14 protein-coding genes are annotated in these 17,356 nt (G+C 61.0%); 9 read left to right on the top strand and 5 right to left on the bottom strand.

Annotated elements, in window-relative coordinates; translation table 11 throughout:
- The first annotated feature begins 125 nt into the window (after positions 1 to 125).
- The 5 genes from DSC91_RS01475 to DSC91_RS01455 are packed head-to-tail and all read left to right on the top strand — an operon-like array spanning position 126 to position 5,327.
- Positions 126 to 827 carry a TetR/AcrR family transcriptional regulator gene (locus DSC91_RS01475; protein ID WP_115776498.1) on the top strand — a complete coding sequence of 234 codons (702 nt, stop codon included), beginning with the start codon at positions 126 to 128 and terminating at the stop codon, positions 825 to 827.
- Complete coding sequence (locus DSC91_RS01470) at positions 824 to 1,783, top strand: HlyD family secretion protein (RefSeq protein WP_115776497.1); 960 nt, start codon at positions 824 to 826, stop codon at positions 1,781 to 1,783. The genes DSC91_RS01475 and DSC91_RS01470 overlap by 4 nt, the downstream gene beginning before the upstream one ends.
- A complete protein-coding gene (locus DSC91_RS01465; protein ID WP_115776496.1) occupies positions 1,780 to 2,724 on the top strand; it encodes an ABC transporter ATP-binding protein in 945 nt (314 codons plus the stop codon). The genes DSC91_RS01470 and DSC91_RS01465 overlap by 4 nt, the downstream gene beginning before the upstream one ends.
- Positions 2,721 to 3,863 carry an ABC transporter permease gene (locus DSC91_RS01460; RefSeq protein WP_115776495.1) on the top strand — a complete coding sequence of 381 codons (1,143 nt, stop codon included), beginning with the start codon at positions 2,721 to 2,723 and terminating at the stop codon, positions 3,861 to 3,863. Before DSC91_RS01465 ends, DSC91_RS01460 begins: the two co-directional genes overlap by 4 nt.
- 12 nt (positions 3,864 to 3,875) lie before the next feature.
- Positions 3,876 to 5,327 (top strand): efflux transporter outer membrane subunit, encoded by a 1,452-nt coding sequence (locus DSC91_RS01455; RefSeq protein ID WP_115776494.1) that lies wholly within the window; start codon positions 3,876 to 3,878, stop codon positions 5,325 to 5,327.
- 1,704 nt (positions 5,328 to 7,031) lie between these two features.
- Here DSC91_RS01455 and DSC91_RS01440 read toward each other — a convergent pair.
- Positions 7,032 to 7,595: a cysteine hydrolase family protein gene (locus tag DSC91_RS01440; RefSeq protein ID WP_115776491.1), complete on the bottom strand. Its 564-nt coding sequence runs from the start codon at positions 7,593 to 7,595 to the stop codon at positions 7,032 to 7,034.
- A gap of 317 nt (positions 7,596 to 7,912) precedes the next feature.
- Between DSC91_RS01440 and DSC91_RS37985 the strand changes: the two genes are divergently transcribed.
- A complete protein-coding gene (locus tag DSC91_RS37985; RefSeq protein WP_208645727.1) occupies positions 7,913 to 8,722 on the top strand; it encodes a hypothetical protein in 810 nt (269 codons plus the stop codon).
- A 173-nt stretch (positions 8,723 to 8,895) separates the two neighbouring features.
- On the opposite strand, the gene DSC91_RS01430 is transcribed toward DSC91_RS37985, so the two are convergent.
- On the bottom strand, positions 8,896 to 9,780 hold the full coding sequence (locus tag DSC91_RS01430; RefSeq protein ID WP_115776490.1) for an alpha/beta fold hydrolase: 885 nt from the start codon (positions 9,778 to 9,780) through the stop codon (positions 8,896 to 8,898).
- Positions 9,781 to 9,889: 109 nt separating this feature from the next.
- Here DSC91_RS01430 and DSC91_RS01425 point away from each other — a divergent pair, with 109 nt between their 5' ends.
- Complete coding sequence (locus DSC91_RS01425; protein WP_115779638.1) at positions 9,890 to 10,792, top strand: LysR substrate-binding domain-containing protein; 903 nt, start codon at positions 9,890 to 9,892, stop codon at positions 10,790 to 10,792.
- A gap of 123 nt (positions 10,793 to 10,915) precedes the next feature.
- On the opposite strand, the gene DSC91_RS01420 is transcribed toward DSC91_RS01425, so the two are convergent.
- Together DSC91_RS01420 and DSC91_RS01415 are read right to left on the bottom strand one after the other, a co-directional pair.
- Positions 10,916 to 13,129, bottom strand: coding sequence for a penicillin-binding protein 1A (locus tag DSC91_RS01420; RefSeq protein ID WP_115776489.1), 2,214 nt, complete (start codon positions 13,127 to 13,129; stop codon positions 10,916 to 10,918).
- 211 nt (positions 13,130 to 13,340) lie between these two features.
- Complete coding sequence (locus DSC91_RS01415; protein WP_115776488.1) at positions 13,341 to 13,619, bottom strand: hypothetical protein; 279 nt, start codon at positions 13,617 to 13,619, stop codon at positions 13,341 to 13,343.
- A gap of 256 nt (positions 13,620 to 13,875) precedes the next feature.
- On the opposite strand from DSC91_RS01415, the gene DSC91_RS01410 reads away from it, so the two are divergent.
- Both DSC91_RS01410 and DSC91_RS01405 read left to right on the top strand, forming a co-directional pair.
- Complete coding sequence (locus DSC91_RS01410) at positions 13,876 to 14,496, top strand: outer membrane lipoprotein (RefSeq protein WP_115779637.1); 621 nt, start codon at positions 13,876 to 13,878, stop codon at positions 14,494 to 14,496.
- Between the two features lie 424 nt (positions 14,497 to 14,920).
- Positions 14,921 to 15,115 (top strand): hypothetical protein, encoded by a 195-nt coding sequence (locus DSC91_RS01405; protein ID WP_115776487.1) that lies wholly within the window; start codon positions 14,921 to 14,923, stop codon positions 15,113 to 15,115.
- 160 nt (positions 15,116 to 15,275) lie between these two features.
- Here DSC91_RS01405 and DSC91_RS01400 read toward each other — a convergent pair whose 3' ends face one another.
- Positions 15,276 to 17,111 carry a tetratricopeptide repeat protein gene (locus DSC91_RS01400; RefSeq protein ID WP_162831310.1) on the bottom strand — a complete coding sequence of 612 codons (1,836 nt, stop codon included), beginning with the start codon at positions 17,109 to 17,111 and terminating at the stop codon, positions 15,276 to 15,278.
- Positions 17,112 to 17,356 lie beyond the last annotated feature (245 nt).

Below are 17,356 nucleotides of genomic sequence, written 5' to 3'. Positions count from 1 at the left end.
CTTTCGCGGGTGCCAGGCGCCCACGCCCCAGACCGATACGGCGACACCATCCATCAGAGGCATCCAGATGGCATGCGGCGCAACCTGATCTTGAATTTAACTAACTCATCAATTATTCTGAATTGATGAACGCGAAACGCTCGCCCGCGAAGCCACTCGGCCGCCGCCCAGCGGTCGAGGATTTCAACGTGCGAGAACATCTGCTCGATACCGCAACGCGGCTCTTTGCCGAACGCGGCATTGCCGCCACCACCGTCGCGCAGATCGCGGCTAACGCGGATGTCGCGTCGGCGCTAGTCCATTACTACTTCACTAATCGCGAACGATTGCTCGATGCGGTGGTCGACGAGCGGCTTGCCCCGGCCGCGGAGTTCGTCTGGCGGCCTGCAGCAGAAGACCCCTCGAGCGATCCGTTCGCGCTCGTTCATGAATTCGTCGCGCGCCTGTTCGATGTGACGGAGCGCATGCCGTGGTTGCCGCCGTTGTGGCTGCGGGAAATCGTCAACGAGGGCGGCCTGCTGCGCGAACGGATGCTGCAGCGCATTCCATTCCACAACATCAAGCGCTTTGGCGCTCACGTCGCGCAGGCGCAGCAGGATGGCACCGTCAATAGCGAACTCGAAGCGCTGATGCTGTTCAACTCGATACTCGCGCTGGTGATGTTGCCGCTTGCCACTGCGAAGATCTGGCAGAGCGCGCGCGGTCTGCCCGTTATCGAGCGCGACGCGTTGCGCCGGCATGTGAGCGCGCTGCTGATCGGCGGCATGCAGCCGCTGTCGCGTGCGGCGCCGTCGAAGCGCCGCGTAGCTTCACGGAGCAAGTCATGACCCGGCTTTTGCGTGCCTGCGTTTGTATGCTGTTCGTCGCACTGACGCTGGCCGCCTGCTCGCATCACGACGACAACACGTATCAGGGGTACGTGGAGGGCGAGTTCGTGTATCTCGGTTCGTCGCAGTCCGGCACGCTGACGCAACTGTCGGTCGGGCGCGGGCAAACCGTCGCGGCAAGCGAGCCTGTCTTCGCGCTCGAATCCGTCGATGAAGCCGCCGCGCTTCAGCAAGCTCAACAGCAACTCGTCGCGGCGCGCGCGCAATTCGCGGACATCCGGACCGGCAAGCGCCGTCCCGAGGTGAACGTCACCCGGGCGCAACTGGCGCAAGCCGTCGCCAATGCCCGCAAGGCCGCGCTGAAACTGACGCGCGACGAAGCGCAGTACCGTGTTGGCGGCATCGCGAAGGCGCAGCTCGACGACTCGCGCGCGGATGCCGACGCCACCGCCGCGCAGGTCCGCGAGCTGACCAGCCAGGTCGAGGTCGCGCTACTGCCAGGCAGAACGCAGCAATTGTCCGCACAGAGTGCGCAGGTTGCGGCGGCGCAGGCAGCCGTCGCCCAGGCGCAATGGAAGCTCGACCAGAAGCGCGTCAGCGCGCCCGCGGAAGGACTCGTGTACGACACGCTATATCGCGTCGGCGAGTGGGTCCAGGCCGGCAATCCGGTCGTGCAGATGCTGCCCCCGCAGAATGTGAAGGTGCGCTTCTTCGTGCCGGAGACCGTGGTCGGCAAGCTCGCGCTTGGCCGTGCGTTGACGATCCACTGTGATGGCTGCGCGGCGGACGTTGCGGCGAAGATCACTTACCTGTCGAGCGAGGCCGAATACACGCCGCCCGTGATCTACAGCAACGAGAATCGCGCGAAGCTGGTGTTCATGGTTGAAGCCCATCCGTCCGCCGCTGACGCAGTCAAGCTGCATCCTGGCCAACCCATCGCGGTCACGCTGAAATGAACCCGCCCGCGCCGCAACACGCGATCGACGTGCAGAAGCTCAACAAGCGTTTCGGCGACAAGCATGTCGTCATCGATGTGTCGTTGCAGGTCGCGCGTGGCGAGATCTTCGGCTTTCTCGGGCCGAACGGCAGCGGCAAGACGACCTCCATCCGCCTGATGTGCGGCCTGCTGACGCCGGACTCGGGCACCGGCACATGCCTTGGCTACGACATCGTGCGCGAGAGCGCGCAGATCAAGCGCAACGTCGGCTACATGACGCAGCGCTTTTCCTATTGGGACGACCTGACGATCCGCGAGAACCTCGACTTCGTCGCGCGCATCTATCAGATGCCGGGCCGGCGCGAGGCGGTCGACCGCTCGCTCGAATCGCTTGGACTGCAAAGCCGCGCGAACCAGTTGACGGGCGCGCTGTCCGGCGGCTGGAAGCAGCGCCTCGCGCTCGCCGCCTGCATGCTGCATGAGCCGCAATTGCTGTTGCTCGACGAACCGACCGCAGGCGTCGATCCCGCCGCGCGCCGCGACTTCTGGGAAGAACTGCATCGGCTCGCCGCGCGCGGCATTTCGGTTCTCGTCAGCACGCATTACATGGATGAAGCCGAGCGTTGCCACAAGCTGGCGTACATCGCCTACGGCAAACTGCTCGCGCAAGGCACGGCGAAACAGATCATCGAATCGCAACACCTCGCCACCTGGACCATCTACGGCGAGCACCTGAGCAAACTGGCGGAGCAATTGCGCAAAACCCCCGGCGTCGATCAAACCGTCGTGTTCGGTTCAGCGCTGCATGTAAGCGGCCTCGACCACGCCGCGCTCGAGGCCGCGGTCAAACAGGCCACAGAAGGTACGGCGTTACGCACCGAGCGCATCGAAACCGGGCTCGAAGACGTCTTCATCTCCCTGATGGCCCGTTCGACCGACAACTACGGAGCACCATCGTGACCACGCGCGTACTGTTCTCGCTGACGCGCTGGTGGGCCGTCGTGCTGAAGGAGTTCCGCCAGTTGCGGCGCGACCGCGTCACGTTTGCGATGATCGTAGGCGTGCCGATCATCCAGCTCACGCTATTCGGCTTCGCGATCAACACCAACCCGAAGCATCTGCCGACCGCCGTCATCGTGGGCGACGAGAGTCCCTTCTCGCGCAGCTTCGTCGCGGCGATGAAGAACTCCGACTATTTCGACATCGTCGAAACCTTGCCCAATGAGGAAGCCGGCCGCCGCGCGCTGGCTCAGGGCCGTGTGCAGTTCGTGCTGAGCGTGCCGGTAGACTTTTCGCGTCGTCTGCTGCGTGGTGAACACCCGTCTCTGCTGGTCGAAGCAGACGCCACCGACCCGACCGCGACCAGCACCGCCGTCGCAGCCCTGCCTGGCCTCGTGCAGCCGGTCGCGAACAAGAACATTACCGGGCCGCTCGCGCACCTGAACGGCAGCCCCGCCGCCTTCGACGTGGAGGTCCACCAGCTGTACAACCCGGAAGCCATCACGCAATACAACGTGGTGCCGGGCCTCATGGGCGTGATCCTGACCATGACGATGGTGATGATGACCGGCCTTGCGATCACCCGCGAACGTGAGCGCGGCACAATGGAAAACCTGCTCGCCACCCCCGTGCTGCCGATCGAAGTAATGACCGGCAAGATCGTGCCTTACGTAATGATCGGACTGATTCAGGCGACGATCATTCTCACTGCGACACGCTTTGTGTTCCATGTACCGTTCCTCGGTAGTGCCATTGCGATCTATCTGGCCGCGCTGCTGTTTATCGCTGCGAATCTGACGGTGGGTATTACGCTGTCGTCGCTGGCGCAGAACCAGCTGCAGGCGATGCAGTTGACCATCTTCTATTTTCTGCCGAGCCTGCTGCTGTCAGGCTTCATGTTTCCGTTCGCGGGGATGCCGGGGTGGGCGCGCTTCATTGGTAATCTGCTGCCTCTCACGTATTTCAACCGGTTGATTCGCGGCATTCTGCTCAAGGGGAACGGCTGGGTGGATCTGTGGCCGTCGGTATGGCCGGTGGCGCTGTTCACGATCGTCGTGATGGGCATTGCGCTGCGCTTCTATCGGCGCACGCTCGACTAGGGAGACGGGTCGATGAAACCGCTCGCTTTCGTTTCCGTTGTCGCGCTATTTGGTTGCACGGTTGGACCGGATTTTCAGGTGCCTGCGGCGCCAGATACGAAGACCTATACGCGCGAGGCACAGCCCGCCGCCACGGTCGCCGCAAACGGTGCTGCAGGGGCGTCCCAAACGTTTAACGCTGCCCAGCGGGCCACTCCGATGTGGTGGACGCAGTTTCAATCCGACGCGCTCGATCGTCTGGTCGAGCAGGCCTTACAGCAGAGCCCGACGCTCGCGCAAGCCCGCGCGAAACTCACCGAGGCGCGCGAAAACTACAACGCGCAATTTGGCGCTAGCGAATTTCCCAGCGTCGACGCGAACGTATCCGGTGTGCGGCAGCAAATCGATATCGCGCAGTTCGGCATTCCCAATGCGCAGAATCCGGGGCCGTTCACGCTGTATAACGCGTCGGTCAGCGTGTGGTATGCGCTCGATATCTTCGGCGGCAATCGCCGGGCGCTGGAAGCGCTGATGGCGCAAGTCGACTATCAGGCGTTCGAATTCGAAGCGGTGCGGCTCTCGCTCGCGGGCAATGTCGTCTTGACTGTGGTCCGGCGTGCATCGCTGCAGCAACAGATCGCGCTGACACAAAACCTCGCCGACACTCAGGCACAGCAACTTTCGATCATGGAAGGACGCTTTGCAGCAGGTGGTGTCTCGCAGCTCGATGTGCGCACCCAGCGGACGCTGCTTGCGCAAACCCGTGCTTCGTTATCGCCGCTCGCGACGCAACTCGCGCAAGCCGATCATCAGCTTGCGATCCTGCTTGGCATTGCGCCGTCGAAGGCGGATTTCGGCGACATCACGCTCGATTCGCTGCATCTGCCGGATACGTTGCCCCTTACCCTTCCGTCGACGCTCGCGCGCGAGCGGCCTGATATCCGTGCGTCGGAGGCATTGCTGCATCAGGCAAGTGCGAATATCGGCGTGGCGACAGCGAACCTGTATCCACAGTTTGCGCTATCGGCGGGGATCGGCTCGGAGCGCACCAGTATCAAGGACGTGGTAAGCGGGTTGAACATCTGGAATTTCGGCCTGAATCTGACACAGCCGATCTTCCACGGCGGCGAATTGCGCGCGAAGAAGCGTTCGGCGCAAGCGGCTTACGATGCGGCGCTCGCCGACTATCAACAGACGGTGCTGCAGGCGTTGCAACAGGTGGCGGATGCGTTGACAGCGCTCCAGAACGACGCACATGAACTGCAGGCGCGTGACGATGCCGCCCAGCAGGCACAGGCGAGCCTCGACATCGCGCACGCGCAGTATTCGGCGGGCGGGGTCAGCCAGTTTGGCTTGCTCGATACGCAGCGGCAGGTGTTGCAAATCGCGCTCGACCGCACCCGTGCGCAGGCCGATCGATTCGCAGATACGGCGGCGCTGTTTCAAGCGCTGGGTGGGGCATGGCAGGTTCCGGCGGCGCAGTAAGCCGTCGGCAGAGCAAGTCCGCCCGACCGCGGCATATCGCTCGGCGTTGCCTTTGATCGCCATCGGACCTTTGCTTTCAGGCGCGGAGCGATTCCCTACGCCGTACCCGTCGGCAACCCGATTCGACAGTTTTCCAGCCCGGGCGGCTATGCCTCGTCGTTCAAATCGCATGTGCCAAGGCCGCCATACCAGATCGAATTATTTTCGGGGCCGTCGCTCCCCAGCCTCCCGATTCTCAGTCACGGCTCGGCGAACGGCTTCCAAAAGGTCGGGGCGCGCCTCGGGGTCGGGGACTTCGATCAGCTTGCGCGGAGCCCGGGCTTGGGGCTTCAGCGTCACACCGTAAAGTTTTTGCGGCGCAGTCATGGTTCGTCTCCGGCTTAGGTGACAGCTAATTCGGACGGCAGGCTCGGTCCTGCTTCTGGTTTCCGAAAATCAGGCTTTCGGAACTTTACTGAGTAGGGAACTGTGGACTCCGTGCGTCGTGCGTCTCCAGGCTTCGTCGGCGCGTTGCTGGGCCGATTTCACGGTATATGCGACCCCTTGCTTGCCCTTCGGACCTGGCGAAAACGCCGAAGTCAGACCGGAAAATGTCCGGCGGACGGTCTTGGTGACCATGGTGCGCTCCGCGTTTGTGTCGGAATGATAAGTCTAGGTCTTTACGTGCAACCCGCGATACTGTACGTTTACACAGTAGTTTGGCGAGTCCACCATGGACGCGAGAGGACGCCTCGGGCGAAACCGTGCCCGTACGGTCAAGCCACGCCAGCGGGGCCCGCGTCAATCCACTACGCCCTTGGGAGAGCGCTGATGGGAATCGGGGAAGCTTGCTGGATTATCCACAGCCTTCGGCATCGCCAACGGGAGCCAGGGCGCACTGGCGTCGCTGGAGCGGGTCCAGTAGGAACAGGATGCGTTCGTCCGTCGGGAGGATTGAAATGACAGATGACCTGCGACGACAACTCTGCGAAGTTGAGCAAGCCCTAGTGGCGCTTGACGGCGTGATTGCGGTGCGAAGGGAGTACATTTCGCTGCTTCAGCGTTTGGGATCTCGCGACAAGGAGCTAGCGTCCCTGGACGCGCTTATGACCGCCCGGTCACGTCTGCAGTCGCAGCGAGACTGCCTTGCCACCGCTATCGCTAGCGGGGCCCGTTGACTAGCGTCGGGGAGTGTGTGGGTCGTATGTCGATTAAGACAGGCGATCTACCGGCGTTTGTGACAGAGTTCGCGCCCCGCGTAGACGGCAGAAAACAGGCCGATGATGACGGCCGCTACGGCCAACGATTCATCCTGTCGTCCTGAGGAGGCCGACGACGTCGCGTAAAACCAGAGGCCTATTCCGATTGCCGTCATGAACATGCCAAAGACAAGCCCCCACACCGGCCCCGCCGTATCGGGGCTCCCTATTCTGTGAGACATTTTCATCGTTATACTCCCCGTCCCGCACCGACATTTTTCCTGATTGCTACAGCCCGCGAGTTCCGCATTGGCACGATTTTTACTGTAGCGTACGCGGCCAAAAAGGCGTCATCAACAGGCCAAATTATGATTGAGGTCTTTCAGAGTCTTGCGATTGACGGACCGAGCGCGTACTACCGGCCATGAGCGGTCACCCAGAGCCGCAAACATAATGTCCGAATTGCGCTGGACGTCGGCCGCCCAGCGGACAGTTGCATTCGGCTTGACCGGGTTGCTCGCCGAATTCAGGAACCACAGAGCGTGAAGTCGACGTCTTTACTCTCGATGACTCCGCCCCAGCGGCCCGGCGCCCTTTGATTGCTCCAGTACAGATTGGTGTGCCTGATCACGGCATCCGGTGGCGGCGCGCCCCTTTCCGTCATGTCATCCGTCGTATGGGCATCGCTGACGAGGATCGCGTCATAACCGCGCGCGAGTGCGCCATGCAGAGTCGAGCGTACGCACATGTCCGTCTGTGCTCCGGTCACAATGAGTTTGCCTACTCCGAGACTGGATAGCACCTCCTCGAGATCGGTGCCTTCAAACGCGTCTCGATAGCTTTTTTCGACAATCGCTTCCCTTGGCGCCGGAGCAAGTTCGGCAACGATCTGCCACGCTTCGCTGCCCGCCTCGAGGTCTTCGTCGGTGTGCTGAATCCAGATAACCGGCACGTGCGCGGTGCGTGCCCGCTCGATGAGCATGTTGACTGCGTCGAGCACTTCATGACGTCGATATGCATTCGCGACGACTTCATTTTGAAGATCGATAACGACAAGTGCGGTGTTGGGGCGATCGGCTATCGTAGTCACGAGCAGAGACCTCCTGAGATAAAAGCATATGTTAGCGGGATCTACTGCTCGCAATGCGAGGGTCGCCTTGAGATGTTAACCGGCCACTCGTACGTGGGTGGTGACGGTCCGTAACGGGTCGGGTTGTGCCTGTCGCATCAGGCTCTGTGCGGCCAAATCCGGCCGCTCGCCGGCGAGCCCTAACGGTCATCCGAGCGTCGGCTCCACGTCCGGTAGCGATCGTTCGCGAATGGAGGTGCCGAACGCTACAATGCTCTCGGCGTCGCAGCACGCAACAAAACGCTACAAATAACAATTTGACCACAATGCGGGGAAAAATGAAGACCGGGATTTGGGGGACCATGCTGTCCATGGCGATGCTTTCTGGATGCGCATCGATCGTAAGTGGCACGAACCAGATCGTGTCAGTGCAGACGATGAAGGACGGTGACCAGCTTGCTGGTGCGTCGTGCAAACTCGAGAATAGCAAAGGTATCTGGTTTGTTAAGACACCAGGCTCGGTGGCCGTTCATCGCGCATATGGCGACCTCAGCGTGAAGTGCGAGAAGGATGGCGTTGATCCGGGACTCGCAACGGTGAAATCGCACACGAAAGGAATGGCTTTCGGCAACCTCCTATTCGGCGGCGCAATCGGTGTCGGTGTCGATGTGGGTTCGGGTGCCGCTTACGACTACCCTACGCTCATTACCTTGAGCATGGGTCACACGTCGGTGATTGATTCGTTTCCGACCACGGCGACTGCCACCGCGTCGCCGCCAACAGCAGCCTCAATCACCACCGCAGCAGTGCCGCAATCGGCCTCCGTGTCAGCGCATATCTCGACGGCTCCCGGCAAGGAGGTGAGACTGTCGTCGCATGCGACGTGGAGCAAGCAATGCGTCGGCGGGGAGGCGCCCGATCTCACGTTCCTCCATGAACCGGCGCACGGACGTGTCGAAGTGCGTAGCGAATCGTTCCAACTTGCCAATACGGCATCCATGACCGCCTCGTGCGACGGCGCAACGGTACTCGGCAAAGTGGTCTACTACATCCCGAATTCCGATTATCTCGGGCAAGATGAAGTCGACTATAGAATCGCATCGCGATACCGGACGTATACCCGCGAAGTTTCGATCCAGATTAACTGACGACACGACCGGCCAACATCGCGACGATCAATGTAGGCCGGGAGACTGACATCGGCCAGGAAGCGACGTTCATGACGTGCGTTTGAACGTCCGTTGTAACGCTAAAACGGGCTGCAATGTCGACACGCGAACGCCCACAACGTCGCCCCCAAACGGCACACCTCCGCTCAGTCTTATCGACAGAACTGCAGAATGGCATCGGCAACGTCCTGCGGCGCTTCACGCTGCGGGAAGTGTCCCACTCCATCGAGCACCTTTCGCTCATAGCGCCCGAGGAAGAAAGCCTCCCGTCCCCTGGAACTATCGGGATGGTTGCAGGTGTCCGCCCCGCCGTGCAGCACGAGCGTTGCAACCGATAGCGCCGGTGCGGGATTCAGACGCGCCTCGTCCTCGGCATAGGCGGGGTCGCCGTCGACAAAACCCCAACGGTGACGGTAAGAATGGAGCACGATCTCGGCCCAGTCGTCCCCCTCGAATGCCTGCGCTGCTTCGTCGAAATCGGCCTCCGCATACCAGCCGGCCGGCGCCCAGGTGTCCCACATCTGTCGGGCGAAGGCCTTGCGTTCGTCCCGCACTACGCGCTCGCCCCGCGGCGTGGCCATAAACCAGTGGTACCAGTAATTGCGCGCCTGCTGCAGCGTCAACAACTGGTCCGGGGCGTTGGTGCCGTAACCCACCGATAGCATCGCCAGATGTGAAGCCACGCCGTCTCGCAAGCCGCAAGCATTCGCGACCGCGCGTGCGCCCCAATCATGGCCGACTAAAACCGGCCGCTCCAGACCCAGCATGTCCAAGAAATCCAGCAGATCGCGGCCCAGCGCGGACAACTGGCCGCTTCGCTGCGTGGCCGTATCGCGGAACCGGGTGGGCGCGAAGCCTCGCAGCGCCGGCGCGAGCACGCGGTAACCCGAGCTGGCCAGTATGGGCGCTACGCTATTCCAGCACTGCGGGCTGTCCGGCCAGCCATGCAGTAGCACCGCTGTGCGCGGCCCCTGTGGGTTCCATTCCAGATAGGCGATGTCGAGCCGCTCAGTCGCGACGTGGCGGTAGGCGTTCATGGTTCTCCTCATGAAAACAGGGGCTGGGATGTGTCACGATAGCTCGACTTCTCGTATCGATTGGTGAATAATCAATAGTCATTGATTATTTTTCGTGTCGAATTATCTGATGGACATTCTGACCACCGCCGACGGTATTCCGCTCGATACCGTGTTACTGCGCACCTTTCTCGAAGTCGTGGACAGCGGCAGCTTTGCCACGGCCGCTGAGCGCCTGGCGCTGACGCCGTCTGCTGTGAGCGGACATATCAAGCGTCTGGAACTGATCGTGGGGGTTAGCCTGCTGACACGTACGACTCGCCGCCTTGAGTTGACGCAGGGCGGCGACACCCTGTACGCCTACGGCCGCAATATCCTGGATCTGGAACGCGAGGTCCGCGCGAAACTGCGCGGCGCGCCGCTGCGCGGGCTGCTGCGGGTCGGCGCATCGGAAGACTTTGCTGGAACCTGGCTGCCCAAAGTATTGCAGCGTTTTCGCCAATGGCATCCGGAGGCGACGATCGATCTGAAAGTCGGCGTCACGGCCGATCTATTACGCCAGCAGGAGCGCGGTCGTCTGGATCTTGTGTTCGGCAAGCAATGCAGCCGCGTCGAAAAAGGCGGCGAACTATTGTGGGAAGAGCCGCTAATCTGGGCGTTTTCGGAGGATCAACCACTGGATCCTGACCAGCCGTTGCCGCTGGCCGTGTTTCCCGATCCATGCATCTATCGGGAGTCAGCGATTACAGCCCTGAACAAGGCGGGCCGGGCGTGGCGGTTGGTGTTCGAGAGCAGCAGCATGGCGGGCTGCCTCGCGGCGGCGCGCTCGGGTTTTGCTGTTACGGTCATCGCCGATAGTCAGCGAGTCGAAGGACTGTGCCAGTTGGGTCGCAAACAAGGATTGCCCGCGTTGCCGGTTGCACGTTTCTACGCGTTTCCTCGCTCAGACTCGCCCGCCAGCGTGGCTTTGATAGATGCTGCACGCCGCGCCGGCCAGCAGGTTCGCTTCAGTCCACTCGCACTTCGTGGCTGATCGGTCCATCGCATCCTTGGAGCGGCGACATAGTCAACGAGTACTTGCGACACGAATGCCACAGGCGGGCGGCCTGTGGCAGATCGCCGTCACGAGTCTGCAAGCCGGTGCTTCACCAGTGCCTCAGAAACTCCAGAAGAGGAAATGGTGGCGCTTGCGCACACGAGGTGCGCGCTGCGTAACACTCCCTGGGCTCAACTGTTCGTGTGCATCGATAACTCGCGCACGCAGCGCTGTGTCATAGAATGCGCCAACCACTGGCAAGGCGCTGTGTGCACCTTCACCCCAGTAGTCGTCGCGTAACGTCACGCGTGCATCGTCGAATCCCACCCATGCACCGGCGACCAGCTGGGGGTGGATCAGGATGAACCAGCTGTCCGTGTTGTCCTGCGTCGTTCCCGTCTTACCGGCCACGTCGGCATGAATCCCGAAGCGTGTCCGGATGTCGCTACCGGTGCCGCGGTTGACGACGTCGCGCATCACGTCGGCCAGCTTCAGTGCTGCAGCGGCCGGCAGCGCCTGCTCCGATCGCGCGGCCGGAAATTCAGCGAGGACGTTGCCGTTGCGATCCTCAATGCTTGTCACCATGCGCGGCTCGACATAGGCGCCGCGATTCGCGATCGTGCAATACGCCGAGACCATCTCCCTGAGCGTGACCGGGCTCGTGCCCAAGGCGAGCGACGGCACCAGATCGAGCGGGCTCTCGCGCACACCCATCACCCGCGCGAGCGCGGCCACCTTTGCAGGCCCCTCCCGCAGCATGAGCTGGGCAGTCACGCGGTTCCGTGAAAAGGCGAGGGCGTCACGCAGCGTCATCGGCCGGCTGGTCGGCGGTTCCGGGTCAGTCGGCTTCCATACCGCAGTGCCTTTCAAAGGGATCGAGACGTTGCGATCAACGATCGTGTCACCCGGCTGTGCGCCATCCGCGAAGGCGGCGCCATAGACGAAGACCTTGAACGTGGAACCAGGCTGCCGTCGTGCCTGCTGAACGTGATCAAAAGGCTCGTCATGAAAATCGCGGCTGCCGACCCATGCCTTGATGTCTCCGTTGCGCGGATCCATGGCGACGAATCCGGCCTGAATCTGCGTCTTGCTGTGACAGAGGCCATCGATAAACGATGCGTCCATTGCGAGTTTCCTGATGGCGTCCTGATCCGACAGTCCGGTATCCCGTGCAGTCCGGTACTCGACTGTTTGTCTGATGAACGACTGGAACAGCGCGTTACCTGGCCAGCAGCCGGTCCGCGTGTTCCACGCGTCGTTGGAGATCGACTGCAACTGGCGGGTCTGCCACGCAACCGCTTGCGTTGCCATTGCCTGAAGCCGGGAATCGATGGTCGTTCGCACGACGAGCCCGTCGGAATAGATGTTGTAGTCGTTGCGATCCGCCCACGCAGTCAGCCACCTGCGCAACTGGGCTGCGAAGTGCGGAGCGGGGCCAACAGCCTCGGACTGGGGCTCGAAGTTGACATTGAGCGGCTGGCGCATGAGCCACGCGTATGCACCCGGTTCAAGTTTGCCGAACTTCACCATCTGCTGGAGCACTGTGTTGCGGCGCTCCAGTGCGCGATTCGGATTGAGCACCGGGTTGTAGGTGGTGTTCGCTTTCAGCATCCCCACGAGCGTCGCACTCTCGAGGACATTCAGCTTTGCGGCGGGTTTTCCAAAGTACGTGCGGGCAGCCATCTCCACGCCGTATGCGTTGTACAGAAAGGGCACCGTGTTCAGGTACGTCTCCAGGATCTGGTCCTTGCTATACACGGATTCGATCTTGAGAGCAGTGATCGCTTCCTTGAGCTTGCGCGTCAATGTTGGTGCGCGGCCGATTTCATCCGGATACAGGTTGCGTGCGAGCTGCTGGGTGATGGTGGAGCCACCCTGGCGACTGCCAGTGAACGTATGGAGCGCGGCCGCCGCAAGGCGCTGGAGGTCAATCCCGTGGTGCTCGTAGAACCGGTGATCCTCGGTGGCAACTAGCGCATCCACCACGTGCGGCGAAATCTGGCTGAGCGTGACCCATTCACGATTGACTGGCTTGAACTCCGCAAGCAGGTAGCCGTCGGCGGAGAGCATCAGCGCGGGACGATCGACGCGAGCCTTACGGATGTCCCCGAGGCGAGGTGTGAATGGCACCAGGGCCAGCGTGTAAGCCAGCGACAGCGCCGGCAATATCGCAACTGCCAGTGCGATACCGCGACGGGTCGGGTGGCGAACGCCGTGCAGCGCCGCGCGGATAAGGCCGCGTGCCTTCGCGCCGGCCGTGGCGGCAATCGAGCGGGCACGGCTCACCCAGCGTGCGCAGAGTTCACGAAATAGCGACACATACGGGTGATTCACGATGGCTGCGCAAGGGACGAAAGGCCGGATCGTATCAAAGCGCAGGTGACTTTCTGGCGGAAAAACAGGCTTGCATGCCCGCTGCTAACAGATGATTACACTTGTTTCGAATCTGCGGCGCTGCCGACGAGGAATGGGCGTCGGCAGCAACGTACTTCCGGAATCCACATGCCTCGTTCACGCTATACGCCTGGCCGGAAGCGAAGTCCGATTAGCACTCGCCTTTCTTGGCGTGTCCGGGCGGACAGTGCCAACCCTTATCATGATGATGGTGCTTTTCCCAGTCGTCGCGTTCCCAGTAGCGATGGCCATCCCAATAGCGGTCGCCATGCCAACCCGGCGTAACGACGATGGCGGCAGGAGGCGCCGGCGCGACCACGACAGGGGTACCCACGTTGATGCCTACATTGACATCGGTCGCGTGTACCACGCTGGTCAGGCCGATTGCAGCGGCAGCAAGTGCCAACCGTGCGAGTGCTTGTTTCGTCATGGAACGGTCCCCAAAATATTAACGCGTGCCCGGGTTGGATTACGCAGGACAACAAAAAACCCACTCGAAGGCGGGTTCATTGGCAAGACGAATTCTAGCCGGATTCGCGCGGCTTTTGCCCCTCTATTCACCCAGCAACGTACTTTACATGTTGTTACCGTCGCGCAGCAGACGTCCACGCGGGCTTTCCTTATACTGCGGCGCAATCGCCGTCCTCGTCACGTTTGCTGTGTGCGGCGTCAATTCAAACCACACTGTGATGCCCATGCTCTCTACCAGGTCCGCCCTCACCGCTGCGCTTCTCGCTGCAGCAAGTCTTTCGTTGTCGGCATGCGTTGCCCCGGGCTATACGCCGTATGGCGCGCAGCAAGGCTACCAAGGCCAGTATGCAGCCGCCACGTATAGCCAGCCCGCTTACGCGCAACCGGGCACCGTGCAGCAACCCGCCTACGCGCCACTGCCTGCGCCGCAACAGCCGTATGACACGCAAAACAACGGCCAGTACGGTTCGCAGTACCCCTCGCAATACGGCAACCAATATGGCACGCAGTTCGGCACGATCTCAAGCATCCGGCCATTGAGTAGCGCCACGGGCACCTCAGGCATTGCCGGAACCGTGGTCGGCGCGCTGGTTGGCGGTGTTCTCGGTAATCAGATCGGCGGCGGCCACGGTCGCGATGCTGCGACCGTCATCGGCGCGCTCGGCGGAGCCTACGCAGGCAACCAGATCGGCCAACAGATGGGGCAGCCCGCTGGATTCCAGATCGACGTGCAGCTAGGCGACGGCTCAACCCGCGCGTTCAACGTGCCTACGCCCGGCGACCTGCGCCCGGGCGACCGCGTGCAGATCAACGGCAGCCAGCTCGCGCGCTACTGATCCCGGCCGCTATCGCAGAGCGAAAGTAGCGGGACTCCTGACGTCGAAGCCCGAGCCGAACTGCTGTACGTCCTCGCCGTCGGCCAGCTCTTTGCCTTCGCCCGCGATGTCGCGTGGCGGCGCACCGGTCACCTGATCGGATCGGCGCAGATCTGGTCAGCGTCGTGAGCCTCGGCGAACACATTGCGACCCATGAGATCCTGGAGAACGAGCGGCTAATCGGTAATGAGCTGGTGGTACCGATTGACCGCGTGCTCTCGAGGACGACCGTCCCAAACCGCGCAGATGTGGAAGCGCGCACAGGACTGCCGTGTAGTGTCGCGTGCCATCGCCTGTGCGACCGCATCGCCTCAGTCGCGATTGGCACATCACTATGGTTGCGGCTGATAGTCGCGCCCTGGTTTAAGTAGGCATGAGACGCTCATTGCACGACGATGTGTTTGCCGCATTCGCGAGAGCTTGCAAGGTGGAGGAGTTTGCACTTACCGAGCATCTGCTTCGCGCCATCGAGGTGATCGCCCGGCAGCAGGACGACAGCGAGCAACTCAACGCCGCCTATGCACTACTGGCACAAACCGTGGTTCGACCGCGAAGCGATGCTCGCAAAGGCAAGCAGTAGTTATTCGAGTGCGGTGCTCAGGGGAAGACTGGTGATGCAGGAAGCTGCCGTCCGGCAGGACGAAACTAACCCCGTCAGCATTCAGCCAGATAGTTGACATAGAGCCCGCGCCGCCCCAATGTCAGCTATGGCCGACAACCAGCCCCCCATCGCAAGTCCCCTACTTCTTCACCGCCTCCGCCATCCTCGCCAGCTCCTGCTTTGCCAAGACCTTCTCGATGAAATCAACCGGGCATTCTGCGCTCGCCGCGTCAAAACTCTGCCTTGCACCGATCGCATCGCCTTGAGCCAGCCGCCACTCTCCAAGATAAGCGTCTGCTTCGCATAGCTCGCCTTCTCGATCCTGTATGCCCCCACGATTGATAGCCGACTGCAACGCCGCAGCAGTCGCTTTACCCATGTAGAACGCCAGCACAGGGAAAGGCCAGCGTCCCGCATCCAAATGCGCGGACTCCTCCTCGAGGACCGTCCTATCGTCGACATCCAGCCTGAGCGCAACAAGATGTCGCCAGATGGCGACATAGTACGGAGTTGTGGCCAACGCATCGATCTTTCCCTGTCGATGCAAGTCTTGCCATCTTGCAAGGTCCGCATCTGCTCGACGAAAGTCCCCGGTGTAAAACGACAACTGCGCGCGTCCAAAGAGAAGCGTTCCTTTGTCGGGAGCAGCACGACTGGCGATCTCGTAGTCGCGGGCAGCGTCCTGATATCGACCCAGCGTGGTTTCGTCGTCAGCGAGCCAGATACGGTTGTCTACATCCGTCGGGGAGATCCGCAAGATGACTTGATATTCCTGAATCGCAGACGCGTAGTCGCCCCTGTGTTCCAGCACGACCGCAAGGTCATAGCGAAGACTCACGTCATCTGGCATTAATTGGATTGCGCGCGAGAGAACTTCGATTGATTCTTCGCTGCGGTGCGAATGTTCAAGCGCATCCGCCCACAGCGCGTATCCTCGCGCGCTGTTAGGAGCAAGCCGGGTCACTTGAGTGAAGTCAGCAATAGCTTTGCTGTAGTCGCCCTGATGATCGTAGGCTAGTCCCCGCAGCCGGAGCACAAATTCGTCATTCGGCTGAAGTGCAATCGCTTGAGAATAGTCAGAAATCGCGTGCGGTAAATCGCCCATTTCTTCATATGCCCACGCTCGCCCGCTGATCAGTAACGCGTCTCCAGGCTTCATTTTTAAGGCCGATGTATAAGTCGCTATCGATTCAGAATACCTGTGCTGATCGCGCAAAACCATCGCCAGACCCCGCATGGAATCCAGATCGTTCGGGTTTAGCCTCAACGTGGTGTTGAACTCAGATTCGGCACCTTCCAGATTGCCCATATTGTAAAAGACGACCGCTTTTCCAAAATGTGCGCGAGGATCGAACGGTGCCCGTGCGATAGCAGCGTCATAGTCAAGAAGTGAGTTTTCCGCGTCGCCCTTTGCACGATACGCATTGCCTCTTGAGACATAGATGTCCGCGCTTTGCTTGCCGTTGTCCATAGCATGGCTGAAACTGCCGATGGCCACGTCATATTGCTCGAGCGAGAGTGCCAGGTTTCCGAGGTCCAGCCAGGCGTATACATTGTCATGCTCGAGTTGCAGCGCCGCTGTGAAATCTCGCGCGGCCGCGTCGGTTTCGCCAAGTTGCTCGTGCACAATGCCGCGATAAATGAAGGCCGCCGCAGTTGGGGATAGGTCGAGCGCACGAGTGAAGTTCCGTATGGCGCTCAGATGCTGGTTTGTTTTGGCAGATAACTTAGCCTGCTCAAAATACAGCGCAGATCTCACGGGTGCTCCGATCGCGGGATCGTCGCTGATGTCGCTTCCAAACACTGCCATGGCTTGCGGGGAGTGCCTGTAACGCAGAAATTCAGCGCTGATATCGACGGGCTTGGTGAAGTTGGCGTACGCAGAAAGACTGACTGCCCACAACGAGAAAAGTAAGGTTCGATGGATTTTCACTATTTTTGACCGTTTCGCGCTTCTCTTTATATCGACGGTCAACTCTGAATCTTTAGAGGCGGAGGCGGGGAAACCGCAGTGAGCACGCAGTCGCTGGCTATGCTTGGCTTCATGCCGAAGCCTTATCCAATCAGCCAAACGCAAACACTTAGCCCGCCTGGTTGATCGCTACGCCCTCGCCTTGATTTATAATCATCAAGCCATCGGGATACACCCGGCGGTCAGGTGTGGAAGCCTGTTCTCTATACCCGCACACCCGCTCACGCGGGTCGTGCGTCTACCTCTGC

Source organism: Paraburkholderia caffeinilytica (assembly GCF_003368325.1).
GTDB classification, from domain to species: domain Bacteria; phylum Pseudomonadota; class Gammaproteobacteria; order Burkholderiales; family Burkholderiaceae; genus Paraburkholderia; species Paraburkholderia caffeinilytica.
Note: the sequence above shows the minus strand (reverse complement) of the source record. Positions and strands in the feature narration are given on the sequence as shown.